We start from the raw sequence: 15360 nt of genomic DNA on the forward strand, positions 1-15360 counted from the left end.
CAGGAGGCGAAATATGAAGATTCTAATAGCATCTGATTCATTCAAGGGCTCGGCCACCACCATGGAGGTTGCAGACAGCATTGAGAAGGGGTTTGCTGGGATTTATCAGGGAGTGGAGATTGTGAAGGTTCCCATGGCTGACGGTGGTGAGGGAACCGTGGAAACCCTTGTTGCCGGCATGGACAGTGAGTTTGCACATGAGGAGGTCACTGGACCCCTGGGAGAGGGAGTCCAGGCAAAGTATGGAATAATAAAGGATGAGATAGCCATCATTGAAATGGCTGAAGCCTCAGGTCTGGTGCTGGTGAAGGAGGAAATGAGAAATCCACTCCTAACCACCACATATGGCACTGGGGAATTGATCCTTTCGGCTTTGAAAAGGGGCTACAGAAAAATCTATGTTGGCATAGGTGGTTCCGCAACAAACGATGGCGGAATGGGAATGGCAAAGGCCCTGGGCTACAGATTTCTGGACAGGGATGGAAATGAGATACCTGATGGAGGCGGAGCCTTGGGTCAGCTCCAGAGGATTGACAGGTCAAAGGTAACTCCACTTATTGAGGATGCAAAGATTACTGTAATGTGTGATGTTGAAAACCCATTATATGGGACAGATGGGGCAGCCTATGTGTACGGTCCCCAAAAAGGGGCTAACCCTGAAATGGTAAAGCTTTTGGATGAAAACCTTAAACATTTTGCGGATATCCTAAAAAGGGACATGGACGTTGACATAGGGGATATCCCAGGTTCTGGAGCAGCAGGTGGCCTTGGTGGAGGGTTGATGGCCTTCTGCAGGGCTGAGCTTAAGCCGGGAATTGAAATGGTTTTGGATATACAACAATTTGAAGGTCAGCTCCAGGGTGTTGACCTTGTAATAACCGGCGAAGGAAGAATTGATGGTCAATCTGCAAAGGGAAAGGTTCCTGCAGGAGTAGCAAAACTGGCAAGGAAGCTTAACAAGCCAGTTGTTGCAATAGCAGGAGGAATTGGAGAGGGGACTGAGGGCCTCTACTCCATGGGGATTGATCTGATCCTTCCCATAGTAGACAGACCCATGGGCCTGGGCGAGGCAATGGGGGAGGCCAAGACCCTTTTGGAGAAGACAGGGGAAAGGCTTGCAAGGATTTTGATGCTTTCTGAAAAGCTTAAATAGGGGAAATGAAAAAATGGCTCTTCTAGTCCTTAAGAAGAGCCATTCCCTTGTCAATTATCCTGTTTTTTTCATACTCCTTCATCTTTATGTAATAGCTTTCGACATCTCTTACCATATCCGTACCAAAGGAACTTTGGACCAACTTCTGTTCAAGATTGGCCAGTAGCTTATAGAACCTTCTATCTGACTCCAACTCCATCTTTTCACCTTCTTGAAGGTACATTTCTGCAAGTTTTGATTTCCTGTACTGCCCTGAATTGTAATCCCGCACTGCTTCTTTGACTAAACCTTCCAGGTTGCTTCTGAAATTGATTTCCATCTCTTCAAACTCCAGCATGTACTCTCTGCTAATCTGTGCCAAGGTGGGTTTGCTGGCTGGTGCTTCAGATGGCTTTGGTGTTGGAGATTGACTGTTGGTTGGGGAAGAAGGGGCAACCTGCTCAGCAATTTCCTGGGTTGGTATGTCTCCATCAGTTCCTTCATGAGAAATTTCAGTTGATTTTTCAACTTCCTCCAAGGGATCCTCTTCCTCCAAAAGATACTTTTCAAATGGATTCTCCTGTACTTCCCTGAAATTTTCAGTTACCCTATCTTCACTGAAATATCTGTATTTTATATAATTTACACCCATCTTGAACAGCCCTTGGTTCATGTAGACCACAAGGGTCAAAACCAGGATTACTGCTCCAATTGGGATAAGGATTTTCTTCAACATAGGACACCTCTTTTCAATAGTCTAGACAATTATATCAGAAATAAAAGGTTTCATCCAGCACTCCAAGGGTATTTAAAAAATGAAGATATTGTAATGGAGGGGGAGGGATTTTTTGAGTCAGCTAAAGAGTAGAGTCAAATTACCAAGTGGTATAAAGAAAATTAATCTGGAAAACGTTGTGGTCAGAAAGGCCGTTGAAAATGATATTGAGGGGATATTTCACGTAGCAGCTTCCGTCGGGAAGAAGAACCAGGATCCCATGCAGGGATTTCTCATGGATGATTACGATTCAGACCCTGAGGGCTACAAAAACAAGCTTAGAAGGGCCCTGGAGATAAGTGATTATTTCTATGTAGCAGAGTACATAGAGGATGACTACAGGTCTGTTCTGGGATTCACCTTTGGACTTCCAAAGGACGTATGGCTAAGTGAAAATCCCAATTGGATCCAGGATTGCTACTTTAGGCCTGATTTTAATGAGGAGAACCTGGAAAACTTCATCATGCTGGACAAGATAGCAGTCCTTGACAGGTTCAAAAGGCAGGGAATAGGAGGTATGCTATCCAGGAAGCTTATCAAGGACATAAAGGCGGATGGAATGTTTGACATCTTTGAAGAGGTCATCATTGCACCTGTACCAAACCTGCCATCAGTGCTTTTCAAGACAAAACGGAAGTTCAAGCTGGCAAGCCTCAGGTATGAATGGCACGAGGGCAAGGTAATGACAACCCTTGTATACCACAGAAGGCTTAGAAGGGATACTTAAGAGAAATGCCGATTCAGGTCCCCAGGATTTATTCTGGGGATTTTTTGTTTTCATTAATTGGATGCAAAAAGGGGACAGAATGGTTATAATCTAATTAATGACTTAATTGTGGAGGACAAAATGTTTGAAAAACTTAAAGGTTACATAGCTGTGGTAATTTCTGCAATAGTATTTGGGAGCATGCCCCTTATGGCAAAGACGGTCTATCAGGAAGGGGGAAATCCCGTGACCCTATCTTTCCTAAGATTTTTTCTGGTCCTTCCAGTGCTGATATATTTTGTCAACAGGAACCAAAAGGTTGGGCTTAAGCTTACCAGGGAAGAGGCAAAAAAACTGCTATTGGTGGGAACCCTTGGATATGGGACAACCGCCCTGACCCTGTATATGTCCTATGACTACATAGCCTCTGGGATAGCCACAACACTGCACTTTGCATACCCGGTCCTTGTAATCCTGGTGTATGTAATAATGTTCAAGGAAAGGGCCAGCGGAATCAAGCTTCTATCAGTGAGCCTTGCCATAATTGGAATGATGTTCTTGAATGACTCTGAAGCAAATATAAATCTGGTTGGATTTCTTCTTGCATTTGGCTCATCTGTGGCCTATGCATTCTATATTGTCTATCTTGACAGAAGCGGTCTGAAATCAATGAATTCCCTGAAGCTAACCCTTTACCTCTGCGTAATGGCAGGCGGTATGATCTTTCTCTTTGGGCTCTTCACGGGCACCCTTGATTTTCACATGTCCCCCCTTGGCTGGGGAGTATCGGCCCTTTTGTCGGTATTGGTGGCCTTTCTTGGAGTGAGCTTCTTCCAGATAGGAGTGGCCCTTATTGGACCACAGAAGACGTCCATATTGAGCACTTTTGAACCTGTAACAAGCATAATCATCGGAGCTCTGCTCTTTAATGAATTGATATCTGGAAGGACAATTGCCGGCTTTGTGTCAATATTGGCTGCAGTTGTTCTTATTACAGCATTTGACAGGGATTAGGAGGGGTATTGTGATAAGGATCGGTTTAGTGGGTACTGGAGGAGTTGGAAGAGCACTTATGGATCTGGTTGGAGAACGGGATGACATGAAGCTTGTATTTGCCCTGAACAGCAGGTCAGGAGTTGGGGACCAAGAGGGATTGGACCCGGAAAGGCTTTGTGGATATCTTGGAGAGAACAGGGATCTTTCAGGCTTTGGAGAAGAGGGCTTTGGAGTCTGGGATATTCAGGAGGTCCTTCAGAGATACCATGTGGACCTGCTGGTAGAAGCCACACCAACAGACAAGAGGACTGGAGAGCCTGCAACAAGTACAATCAGGGTGGCGCTGCAAAATGGGCTACACGTTGTAACTGCAAACAAGGGACCGGTTATGCTCCACTACAGGGAGCTTAAGGACCTGGCTAATGGCAAAGGTCTTGGATTTGGAATAGGGGCAACAGCCGGGGCGGCACTTCCAACCATAAGTGCAGGAGAGAACGACCTTCTGGGTTCAAGGCTCCTTGGGATCAGGGGGGTGCTAAATGGAACCACAAACTACATACTTCACCTTATGGAAACGGAAGGGGTTGCCTATACTGATGCCCTCCGACAGGCACAGGAGGAAGGAATAGCCGAGACGGATCCATCCCAGGACGTTGAAGGCTGGGATACTGCAATAAAGATGACAATCATCGCAAATGCCCTTGCAGGAACAGACCTTACCCTTGAGGGTGCCCAGGTTACAGGCATAACCCAATTGACAGGGGAGGATATAATGGCTGCCAAAAGGGATGGAAAGAGATACAGGCTCCTTGGTGAGCTGAACCTTGAAGATGAAAACCCAAGGGTGGTTGTAAGGCCCCTTATGGTGTCCCAGGAGGATATATTCTTTGGAGTACAGGGTAAGAACAAGGGTGTACAGTACATGACAGACAATTTGGGAGAGATTGCAATCCTTGGAGGAGCCTCTGATGTAAGGGGTGCAGCAGCGGCCATAATCAGGGATATTTTACAGATTAAAAAAAGAATTTTTAGAAAAGTATAAATTTTGTGTTGACTTTTAAATCACCGTGGATATATAATAGGTTTCAATATTAAGAAATGCCAAGATGAAGAGAAAGATACCAGGAATTTACTTCAAGAGAGCTGATGGTTGGTGTGAATCAGCAGTAAAGGGTATGTAATACTAGCTTCAAAGCAGCATGGGCGAAAGCTTCGGCAAGTAGTCTGTGACGGTGCCACCGTTATATGGATACCGGATGATAGTCCGGGAATGAGGCAGCTTGCTGCGAACTAGGGTGGTAACACGAAAGATTTATCCTTCGTCCCTATAGATTAATATCTATAGGGACGGAGGATTTTTTTTTATTACGAATAGAAAATTTCTACCACTTAAATTTTTGAAATTTTCGTTCATGAGTATCATAAAAAGCTACATTAGAGCACTTCAGATGCTTTTTTTATGAAAGGGAGGATAAAAATGACAAAGAGAATCAGTTTTTTTGACACAACACTAAGGGATGGGGAACAATCGCCAGGGTGCAGCATGAATCACAGGGAAAAGCTTATGATGGCAAGGCAATTGGAAAAGCTGGGAGTGGATGTGATTGAGGCAGGATTTGCAGCTGCATCCCCTGGCGACTTTGAATCTGTAAAGGCCATAGCGGACCATATATCGGAATCAACTGTGGCAGTACTGGCAAGGACAGTGAAGGAAGACATCGACAAGGCCTGGGAGGCCGTTAAGGGAGCGAGTAAGCCAAGAATCCATACCTTTATAGCCACTTCGCCAATACATATGGAGTACAAGCTTAAGATGACACCCCAGCAGGTGGCGGACAGGGCAGAAGAGATGGTTGCATATGCGGCCAGCCTTTGTTCCCAGGTTGAATTTTCTGCTGAGGATGCCACAAGAAGCGATACTGACTTCCTGGCTGAGATATTTGACAGGGTGATCATGGCGGGAGCTAAAATTATCAACATACCTGATACGGTGGGCTACACAACACCAGATGAGTTCTATGAATTTATCATGGACATCAGAAAAAAATCCAAGTATCTGGACAATGTGCAAATATCAGTTCACTGCCACAATGATCTTGGTCTGGGAGTTGCAAACAGCCTGGCAGCAATCAAGGCAGGGGCGACACAGATAGAGTGCACTGTAAATGGAATAGGTGAAAGGGCCGGCAATGCAGCTCTTGAAGAAATTGCAATGGTACTTTCAGTAAGAGGCGACAAATACGGTGCAAACAGCAATATCAATACCCAAGAGATTACCAGAACCAGCAATATGCTAAGCAGCATAACTGGCGTAAACGTTCAGCCAAACAAGGCCATTGTGGGAGCCAATGCATTTGCCCATGAGTCGGGAATACACCAGCATGGTGTTCTCAGCAACAGGGAAACCTACGAAATAATGACTCCGGAATCCGTTGGTCTAAGCAAAAACAACCTGGTTCTTGGCAAGCATTCCGGGAGACATGCCTTCAAGGACAAGGTGATCTCACTTGGATATCAGATTGACGATGACCAGCTTAACATTATCTTCGCTCAATTCAAGGACCTTGCAGACAAGAAGAAGCAGATTTTCGACAGGGACATTGAGATACTCCTGACCAGAGGGATAAAGGAGACAAGGGACTACTACAAGCTTGAGAGGTTTGTTGTAAACAGCGGAAATACCATAACAACAACAGCCTCTGTGGTTCTGGATACCCCAGAGGGAATCAGGGAGGGAATCTCATTTGCACAAGGGCCTGTGGATGCTTCATTCAAGGCGATTGAGCAGTGTGTCCATAAGGATATAACCCTTGAGGACTTCTCACTTCAGTCCATTACGGAAGGAACCGATGCCTTGGGATATGCAGTGGTGAAGCTGAGATACAAGGACAAGCACTTTGTGGGAAGAGATGCCAGCATTGATGTGGTCCAGGCAAGCATAAGCGCATATATTAACGCAGTTAACAAGCTGATGCAAGAAGAAGAGACACAAGAGGCAATGGCCGTATAGAAAGGGTGATTAGATGGGAATGACAATGACACAGAAGATAATGGCAGCCCATGCAGGAAGAAAGAGCGTGGCTGCAGGAGATTTCATAGAGGCAGAGCTTGATATGGTGCTTGGAAATGACATCACAGCGCCTCCTGCAATTGCAGAGTTTGAAAGGATGGGGTCAAAGGATGTCTTCCACAAGGACAGGATTGCCCTTGTACCTGACCACTTTGCTCCAAACAAGGACATTAAGGCTGCCCAGCAGTGCAAGATCATGAGGGAGTTTGCCTACAGTCAGGGGATAACAAACTACTTTGAAATCGGGGAAATGGGAATAGAGCACGCCCTGCTGCCTGAAAAGGGAATTGTGGTTGCGGGGGATGCAGTGATTGGGGCAGACTCACATACCTGTACCTATGGGGCCCTTGGAGCCTTCTCCACAGGAGTTGGAAGTACCGATATGGCAGCTGGTATGTCCACAGGCAAGGCCTGGTTCAAGGTACCCTCTGCTATTTCCATAGTTCTTAGAAACAAGCCAGGGGAATGGGTTACTGGAAAGGATATAATCCTCCATATCATCGGAATGATAGGGGTTGATGGAGCCAGGTACAAATCCATGGAGTACTCGGGGGATGGAGTGGGACACCTTTCAATGGATGACAGGTTCACCATGGCCAACATGGCAATAGAGGCAGGTGCGAAAAACGGAATATTCCCTGTGGATGAGGTGACGGAAGGCTATATGGATGGCCGGGCAAAAAGGGAATGGAAGGTCTACAGCCCCGATGAGGATGCAGAATATGACCAGGTCATTGAAATTGACCTTTCAACGGTGAGGCCTACCGTGTCATTTCCACACAGCCCGGACAACACCCATGGGATTGATGATATCCCAAGGATCTCCATCCACCAGGTGGTAATAGGCTCCTGCACAAATGGAAGACTGGATGACATGAGGATGGCTGCAAGGATATTGAAGGGTCGAAAGGTTGCAAAGGGGGTCAGGACCATAATATTTCCCGCGACCCAGGAGATCTACCTGCAGGCCGTCAGGGAAGGCTTGATTGAAACCTTCATAGAGGCTGGAGCGATTGTAAGCACCCCAACCTGCGGGCCCTGTCTGGGAGGACACATGGGTATACTTGCAGAGGGTGAAAGGGCCGTATCCACAACCAACAGAAACTTCATAGGCAGGATGGGCCATCATACATCCGAAGTCTACCTGGCAAGCCCCGCTGTAGCGGCAGCTTCTGCCGTAAGCGGATTTATCCGGAATCCAGAAGATTTGGAGGTGATGTAGATGAAATCCAAGGGAAGAGTGATTAAATTTGGTGACAACATTGACACAGACCTTATAATTGCTGCAAGGTATCTGTCCACTGCGGATCCCAGGGAGCTGGCCCAACACTTCATGGAGGACCTTGATCCTGACATAAGCAAAAGGGTAAAGGCTGGAGATATTGTTGTTGCGGGCAGGAACTTTGGCTGCGGATCATCAAGGGAGCATGCCCCAATAGCCATAAAGGGCGCAGGAGTAAGCTGTGTGATCGCGGAAAGCTTTGCAAGGATATTCTACAGGAATTCCTTCAACATAGGTCTGCCAATAATTGAAAGCCCGGAAGCATCCAGGGACATTGAGGATGGGGACGAAATCAAGGTGGATTATGAGACCGGTGAAATTCAGAATCTAACCACAGGAAAAAGCTACAATGGCGAGGCATACCCCCCATTTATCAGAAGGATAATTGAAAATGGCGGCTTGGTAGGATACGTAAAAGCGGGAGGAGCAGAAGGACATGACATATAGAATAGCGGTTGCAAGAGGTGATGGTGTAGGCCCGGAGGTTGTGGAAAGTGCCGTGCAGATCCTCAACAGGATCTCGGAGGTATTTGAGATTGAATTTGAGTTTAAGGATGTTCTTGTGGGAGGAGCAGCCTATGATGTCACAGGAAACCCCTTGCCTGAGGATACACTGAATACAATCAAGGGGTGTGACAGCGTGCTGTTTGGAGCCGTTGGAGGAGACAAATGGGATGACCTTCCCCATGAGCTCAGACCTGAGGCTGCCATCCTGGGGTTAAGGAAGGCACTTAAGGCCTACTCCAACCTGAGACCTGGAATTCTTTATCCTCAACTTAAGGAGGCTTCACCCCTCAAGAACCACATTGTTGAGAATGGGTTTGATATCTGTGTGGTGAGGGAGCTGACTGGAGGCATATACTTCGGCAGAAAGAGGACCTGGGAGGATGAAAATGGTGAAAGGGCAGAGGATGTTGAGGAGTACAGCCGGGAGGAAATTGAGCGGATAGCAAGGAAGGCCTTTCATACCGCCATGAAGAGAAGAAAAAAGGTAACCAGTGTTGACAAGGCAAATGTTCTTCACACATCAAGGCTGTGGAGAAAGGTTGTGGAGGAGATCCACCTTGAATATCCACAGGTTGAGCTGAATCACATGTACATAGACAATGCCTGCATGCAGGCTGTAAGGAATCCGTCCCAGTTTGATGTGATCCTCACATCAAACATCTTTGGGGACATTCTTTCAGATGAAATAAGCATGCTGACAGGTTCAATTGGCCTGCTTCCTTCAGCCAGCATGGGTGACGGAACAGAGGGAATATATGAGCCTATACACGGGTCTGCTCCTGACTTGGCAGGACTGGACAGGGTCAACCCAATCGGAACGATCCTGTCGGCCTCCATGATGCTAGAGCATTCCCTTGGGCTGCCTGAGGCTGCAAGGTCCATCGAGGATGCCGTGAAAAAAGTTTTTGAGGAAAAATATCACACGGAAGACGTTTTCATGGAAGGTGGAAAAACCGTGGGAACAAAGGAAATTACAAGGCTTATAGCCCAGAACATTGAAAAAGGTGCCAATTGAAAATATTCTAAATAATTTAAATTATTTAAAAAAAGGTGTTGACACCTTTGATTTTAAGTTATAGAATGGGTTTAATTTAAATCACAAACAAGAGCAATGACGGAGACAAAACTGTAGAGAGTCTGATAACAGAGAACTGATGGATGGTGAGAGTCAGGATCAGAGGACGCAGGAATGATCACTCCGGAGCTGTCAAGGCGAAATGTAAAAAGTAGCTGCGACCGGGAGTCTTCCAAGTGGAAGATGTGCCACCGTTACATGGCTATGGTTAAAGGCTTGTCCTTGGACCTGAAGAGTCAATCTGCGTGAGTGGATTGTAAACCAGGGTGGTACCGCGAATGTAATCTCGTCCCTGAAATACGTATAAGTATTTCAGAGACGGGATTTTTTAATACCCAAAATCAAAAAAATAAAGGGAGGAAATGAAAATGACAAGAACTTTGAATGCAATGGTAAAAAACGGACCGGAGACTCTAATGAGAATTACAGGACTAATGAGAAAAAGAGGATGCCAGCTACAGGGAATAGTTTATGAAGTGGGACTTAATGATGCCCTTTCAAAGCTTACACTGACGGTTGGAGCTGAAAGCGAGGACCTTATGAACAATATGATCCTTCAGATGAAAAGATTCCAGGATGTATACGAGGTTACAGAGTAAATTACAGAATAAATTACATAATAGGGAGAGATGGTAAAATGGCGAAAATGTTCTACGAAAACGACTGTGATTTAAACAAACTGAAAGACAGGAAGGTGGCTGTAATAGGCTATGGAAGCCAGGGTCACGCACACGCACTTAATCTTATGGAATCAGGCGTGGATGTAAGGGTTGGACTTTACGAGGGGAGCAAGTCCTGGGAAAGGGCACAGGAGGCAGGACTTAAGGTCATGACCTCGGGTGAGGCCACCAAATGGGCGGATGTTGTTATGCTTCTTGTAAACGACGAAAAGCAGGTTGAACTTTATGAAAACAATGTAAGGGATAACCTGTCGCCTGGAAACTACCTGGCTTTTGCCCACGGCTTCAACATCCATTACGGACAGATTGTTCCCCCTGAGGATGTGAATGTGTTCATGGTTGCACCAAAGGGACCGGGACACACTGTTAGAACCCAGTATCAGGAGGGGAAGGGAGTGCCCTGTCTGGTTACAACCCACCAGGACCCAACCGGTGACACCATGGATGTTGCATTGGCATATGCTGCAGGGATTGGCGGAGCCAGAGCCGGAGTACTTCAGACCACCTTTAAGGAGGAGACTGAAACAGACCTTTTCGGAGAGCAGGCAGTACTTTGCGGAGGAGTTACAGAACTTATGAAGGCTGGATTTGAGGTTCTTGTGGAAGCAGGCTATGAGCCTGAAAGCGCATACTTTGAATGCCTCCACGAGATGAAGCTTATTGTGGATTTGATAAATCAGGGTGGACTAAGCTATATGAGGTACTCAGTTAGTGATACAGCAGAATACGGAGACTATTCCGTTGGCAGAAGAATCGTAACAGAGGAGACCAGAAATGAAATGAGAAAGGTCCTTGGAGAGGTTCAGGACGGTACCTTTGCAAAGAACTGGATACTTGAAAACAAGGCAAACAGACCTTCCTTCACAGCCAGAAGAAGAATGGAACAGGACCATCAGATGGAGGTTGTTGGAAGGGATCTTAGAAAGATGATGAGCTGGTTGAAGAAATAGAATTGATTATTTGCTTTATGAGGGCAGTAACGACTAGAATACAGGGGTGAGAAGATGAAGTTGACAGGTGCAGATATAGTGATGGAGTGCCTTCTTAGGGAAGGAGTAGACACCATATTCGGATATCCCGGAGGTGCTGTGATTCCGCTTTATGATTCCTTGACCAGGTATAGGGAGCATTTTAGACATATCCTTACAAGCCATGAGCAGGGAGCATCCCACGGGGCAGATGGATATGCCAGGTCCAGCGGAAAGACAGGTGTATGCTTTGCAACATCGGGACCAGGTGCCACAAACACCGTCACTGGAATAGCGACAGCGTATTCGGATTCAGTTCCCATGGTTGTGGTAACCGGGCAGGTAGCATCATCCCTTTTGGGAAGAGACTCCTTCCAGGAGGTTGACATCACATCCATAACAATGACAATCACAAAGCACAACTTTTTGGTACATAGTGTTGAAGAGATTGAGGAGACAATGAGGGAAGCCTTCAGGATTGCGGGATCAGGCAGAAAGGGGCCGGTTCTTGTTGATATCCCAAAGGATATACTCATGACAGCCCTTGATTTTGAAAGGTCCCAGCCGGTCAGCACTCCAGAGGAAGCAGCCAATGAGCAGCTGGACCAAATGGACAAGGTGGTCCGGATGATAAACAGCTCCCAGAGGCCGGTGATATATGCTGGAGGAGGTGTCATATCCTCAGGAACAACCGGGGAGCTTCAGAAATTTGCCGAGAAGGGAGATATCCCTGTAGTTTCAAGTCTTATGGGGATGGGAGGATTCCCAAGGGACCACAGACTTTCACTTGGGCTTGTGGGGATGCACGGCTTCAAGGAAAACAATCTTGCAGTATGTCACAGCGATCTGATAATCGCAGTTGGTGCAAGGTTCAGCGACAGGGTCATTGGCAAGGCAGAGGAGTTCGGCCCAAAGGCCAAGGTGGTCCAGCTTGATATCGATGCATCTGAAATAGGCAAGAACAAGGCGGTGGATGCAAATCTCACAGGATCCATGAAAAAGATTCTTACAGCACTTGAGGAGAGAATTGAGGGGTCTGACAGAGGGGAATGGCTGCAGCAGATACAAGAAATGAAGGAAGAAAATGCATATGAGGAGGATTGGAGCGGAGTCACCGCACTTAAGCTTGCAAACAGGAAATTCCCTGATGCCATAGTAGCAACGGATGTTGGACAGCATCAGATGTGGACAGGGCAGCACTGGATATTCAAAAGACCCAGGACATTCCTTTCATCAGGAGGACTTGGAACCATGGGCTATGGAATGGGTGCAGCCATTGGGGCGCAGATTGCCAATCCTGATAAGAGAGTGGTTCTGGTTACAGGGGATGGAAGCTTCAGGATGAACTTCAATGAGCTTGGTACAGTTGCAAAGTACAACCTGCCAATTATAATTTTACTATTTAACAATAATTCACTTGGAATGGTTAGGCAATGGCAGGGAATGTTCTGTGAGGAAAGGTACTCGGAGACTGACCTGGGAGATGAGGTTGACTTTATGAAGCTTGCTGGTGCCTTTGGCATCCAGGGAAAGAGGGCAAACAGCCCACAGAAGCTTGAAGAGGCCCTGCAAGGGGTAGTGGAGAACAGGAAGGCCTTGGTGGTGGAATGCAGGTTTTCAAATGACCAATGGGTATACCCCATAGTTCCTGCAGGAAAGGCCATAAATGAGATGGTATACGAAGGAGGAGATGTTTAGATGGAACAGAGTTTTGTATTTTTCAATGGTGAAATTGTAGATGAGAAGAATGTTAGCCTCAGCATCAGATCAAAGGTTGTAAACTACGGTTTGGGTTGCTTTGAGGGAATTAGGGCATACTGGGACGAGGAAAAAGGTCAGCTGTACGGCTTCAGGCTTAAGGAACACTATGAGAGGCTTCTGGAGTCTGCAAAGGCTCTAAATATGGATATTCCATATAGCGTACAGGAGCTTTGTGATGTTACGGTGGAGCTTTTAAGGAAAAACAATTTCAAGACCACCACATACATCAGACCTGTTGTTTACAAGGGCTCAGAATCCCTTACGCCCACCCTTTTCGATGATGACAACAGACTTCTGATCTACTGCCAGCCAATGGGAAAGTACGCTGGGAAATCTGAACTGAGGGTAGCAGTGTCAAGCTGGAGAAGAATAACCGACACAATGCTTCCACCAAGGACAAAATCCACAGGGGCATATCTTAATTCAGCCCTGGCTTCCCTGGAGGTCCTCCAGAACGGATATGATGAAGCAATTTTCCTTACTCACGATGGAAAGGTCTGTGAAGGTCCGGGTGAAAATATATTTCTTGTGAAGAAGGGCAAGCTTGTTACACCACCTCTTTCGGATGATATTCTGGAGGGAATCACAAGGGATACGGTAATGACCCTTGCCAGGGAGGAGCTTGGAATGGAGGTTGTTGAGAGAAGTGTTTCAAGGACTGAGCTCTACAATTCCCAGGAGGTGTTCTTCAGCGGGACTGCCATGGAGGTCACAGCTGTTGTAGAGGTTGACAACAGAAAGGTTGGGGACGGCCATGAAGGTCCGGTGTGCAAGCAGCTTAAGGATATGTTCTTCAACATAACAACAGGAGGAAACGAAAAATACAGGGAGTACCTTACACCGGTCTATGATAAATAAGAGGGGGATGAGAATGGAAGACAATCAGATGAAGGACATGGGCTTTTCCACAAGGGCGGTTCATGCAGGATACAGAAAAAACGAAATGGGTGCATTGGCGACACCGATTTACCAGACATCCACATTCATATTCGACAACGCAGAGCAGGGTGGAAGAAGATTTGCGGGAGAGGAGAAGGGCTACATATACTCCAGGCTTGGCAACCCAACAAACACCCAGGTCGAGGATAAGGTGGCCAATCTAGAAGGTGGGGAGGCTGCAGTATCCTCAGCATCGGGAATGGGGGCCATAACATCTGTCATCTGGAGCCTGGTTTCTTCCGGAGATCATATTGTTGCAGCTAAGACCCTCTATGGATGTACATTTGCATACCTGACACATGGACTTGAAAAGTTTGGTGTGGAGTTGACCCTGGTGGACATGGAGGATCCAGAAAATGTCAGGAAGGCCATGAGGGAAAACACCAAGGTGGTTTATCTGGAATCCCCTGCAAACCCAAACATGACAATAGTCGACATAGAAGCGGTAGCTGATATCGCCCATGAAGTAAAGGGCTGCATGGTAGTTGTTGACAACACTTACTGCAGTCCATACATACAAAGGCCTTTGGAGTTTGGTGCTGATGTTGTGGTACATTCCGCAACCAAGTACCTTAACGGCCATGGGGATGTTATAGCGGGGTTTGCTGTTGGAACCCAGGAATTTATGGACCATGTGAGATTATTCGGGGTAAAGGATATGACGGGAGCTTCCCTGTCGCCCTTTGACGCCTATCTTGTAAACAGGGGTATGAAGACCCTTGGAATAAGGATGGAAAGGCACTGTGACAATGCCTGGAAGGTGGCTGAGTTTCTGGAGGGGCACCCGACTGTTGAAAAGGTCCTCTATCCTGGACTGAAGAGCTTTCCCCAGTACCAGCTGGCCAAGAGGCAGATGAGTCTGCCGGGAGCCATGATAGCCTTTACCCTCAAGGATGGACTCCAGGCTGGAATAGACCTTATGAACAGCCTTAAGCTTTGCACCCTTGCCGTAAGTCTGGGCGACACTGAAACCTTGATACAGCACCCGGCATCAATGACACATTCAACCTATACTGAAGAGGAAAGGATGAAAAGTGGAATAGAGGATGGGCTGGTAAGACTTTCGGTGGGACTTGAGGATGCAGAGGATATAATTGAGGACCTAAGGACCGCTTTGGATAGACTGTAATAATTTTTATAAAGGACAAGATTGTTGAAAAACAACCTTGTCTTTTTTAGTATGAAAAATTCTCTTAAAAGTGGAGTTTAATTTTGAAATGCAATACTGTTCAGCAATTTAATTGTTTTAAGTGTGAAAGCAACTTGGAATGAAAATTGCATTAATTATATATAAGTTTAAAGGAGGCATGATTCAGCAAATATAGAGCTATCCAAACAAGGTGCTTTGGAAGGGGAACATATTGACAATAAAATAACAAATAAAAACCCACCATGATTAAGTGATCTAAACAATACTAAAGAAAGCATACCAAAAAAATACACTGAATATTGCAAATATTAAATAGTAA

General features: G+C 46.2%; 14 protein-coding genes and 2 other annotated features. Of the genes, 13 read left to right on the plus strand and 1 reads right to left on the minus strand.

All coding sequences use genetic code 11. The features are described 5' to 3' along the window. Positions 1-13: 13 nt before the first annotated feature. Positions 14-1153, plus strand: a complete 1140-nt coding sequence (locus ACKVDP_RS05225) for a glycerate kinase family protein (protein WP_409227756.1) — start codon at positions 14-16, stop codon at positions 1151-1153. A 22-nt stretch (positions 1154-1175) separates the two neighbouring features. Here the strand turns inward: ACKVDP_RS05225 and ACKVDP_RS05230 are convergent, their stop codons facing one another. Next, the gene (locus ACKVDP_RS05230) at positions 1176-1868 is read right to left on the minus strand and encodes a hypothetical protein (protein WP_409227757.1); all 693 of its coding nucleotides are present in this window, start codon (positions 1866-1868) and stop codon (positions 1176-1178) included. A gap of 112 nt (positions 1869-1980) precedes the next feature. Between ACKVDP_RS05230 and ACKVDP_RS05235 the strand changes: the two genes are divergently transcribed. The 12 genes from ACKVDP_RS05235 to megL all read left to right on the plus strand — a co-directional run bounded on the left by ACKVDP_RS05235 (position 1981) and on the right by megL (position 15020). Then, positions 1981-2634 (plus strand): GNAT family N-acetyltransferase, encoded by a 654-nt coding sequence (locus tag ACKVDP_RS05235; protein WP_409227758.1) that lies wholly within the window; start codon positions 1981-1983, stop codon positions 2632-2634. Positions 2635-2754: 120 nt separating this feature from the next. Beyond that, entirely contained in the window at positions 2755-3627 is an 873-nt protein-coding gene (locus ACKVDP_RS05240) for a DMT family transporter (RefSeq protein ID WP_409227759.1), read from the plus strand. A gap of 10 nt (positions 3628-3637) precedes the next feature. Then, complete coding sequence (locus ACKVDP_RS05245; protein ID WP_409227760.1) at positions 3638-4651, plus strand: homoserine dehydrogenase; 1014 nt, start codon at positions 3638-3640, stop codon at positions 4649-4651. 52 nt (positions 4652-4703) lie between these two features. Further along, positions 4704-4939: a binding site (T-box leader), on the plus strand. A gap of 147 nt (positions 4940-5086) precedes the next feature. Then, positions 5087-6619 carry a 2-isopropylmalate synthase gene (locus ACKVDP_RS05250; RefSeq protein WP_409227761.1) on the plus strand — a complete coding sequence of 511 codons (1533 nt, stop codon included), beginning with the start codon at positions 5087-5089 and terminating at the stop codon, positions 6617-6619. Between the two features lie 13 nt (positions 6620-6632). Further along, complete coding sequence (gene leuC, locus ACKVDP_RS05255; protein WP_409227762.1) at positions 6633-7901, plus strand: 3-isopropylmalate dehydratase large subunit; 1269 nt, start codon at positions 6633-6635, stop codon at positions 7899-7901. Continuing rightward, on the plus strand, positions 7902-8408 hold the full coding sequence (locus tag ACKVDP_RS05260; protein ID WP_409227763.1) for a 3-isopropylmalate dehydratase small subunit: 507 nt from the start codon (positions 7902-7904) through the stop codon (positions 8406-8408). After that, positions 8398-9483, plus strand: coding sequence for a 3-isopropylmalate dehydrogenase (leuB, locus tag ACKVDP_RS05265; protein ID WP_409227764.1), 1086 nt, complete (start codon positions 8398-8400; stop codon positions 9481-9483). Before ACKVDP_RS05260 ends, leuB begins: the two co-directional genes overlap by 11 nt. An 87-nt stretch (positions 9484-9570) precedes the next feature. Next, positions 9571-9840 (plus strand) — a binding site (T-box leader). Between the two features lie 71 nt (positions 9841-9911). Next, positions 9912-10142 (plus strand): ACT domain-containing protein, encoded by a 231-nt coding sequence (locus tag ACKVDP_RS05270; protein ID WP_409227765.1) that lies wholly within the window; start codon positions 9912-9914, stop codon positions 10140-10142. Between the two features lie 38 nt (positions 10143-10180). Continuing rightward, positions 10181-11173, plus strand: coding sequence for a ketol-acid reductoisomerase (gene ilvC, locus ACKVDP_RS05275; RefSeq protein WP_409227766.1), 993 nt, complete (start codon positions 10181-10183; stop codon positions 11171-11173). Between the two features lie 54 nt (positions 11174-11227). After that, complete coding sequence (gene ilvB, locus ACKVDP_RS05280) at positions 11228-12889, plus strand: biosynthetic-type acetolactate synthase large subunit (protein WP_409227767.1); 1662 nt, start codon at positions 11228-11230, stop codon at positions 12887-12889. Continuing rightward, complete coding sequence (locus ACKVDP_RS05285; protein WP_409227768.1) at positions 12890-13810, plus strand: branched-chain amino acid transaminase; 921 nt, start codon at positions 12890-12892, stop codon at positions 13808-13810. It begins immediately after the preceding gene. Positions 13811-13817: 7 nt separating this feature from the next. Next, positions 13818-15020 carry a methionine gamma-lyase gene (megL, locus tag ACKVDP_RS05290; RefSeq protein ID WP_409227806.1) on the plus strand — a complete coding sequence of 401 codons (1203 nt, stop codon included), beginning with the start codon at positions 13818-13820 and terminating at the stop codon, positions 15018-15020. The last annotated feature ends 340 nt before the right edge of the window (positions 15021-15360 follow it).

Origin of the sequence: Gudongella ferriphila (genome assembly GCF_046224405.1) — a bacterium.
Lineage (GTDB): Bacteria > Bacillota > Clostridia > Tissierellales > Tissierellaceae > Gudongella.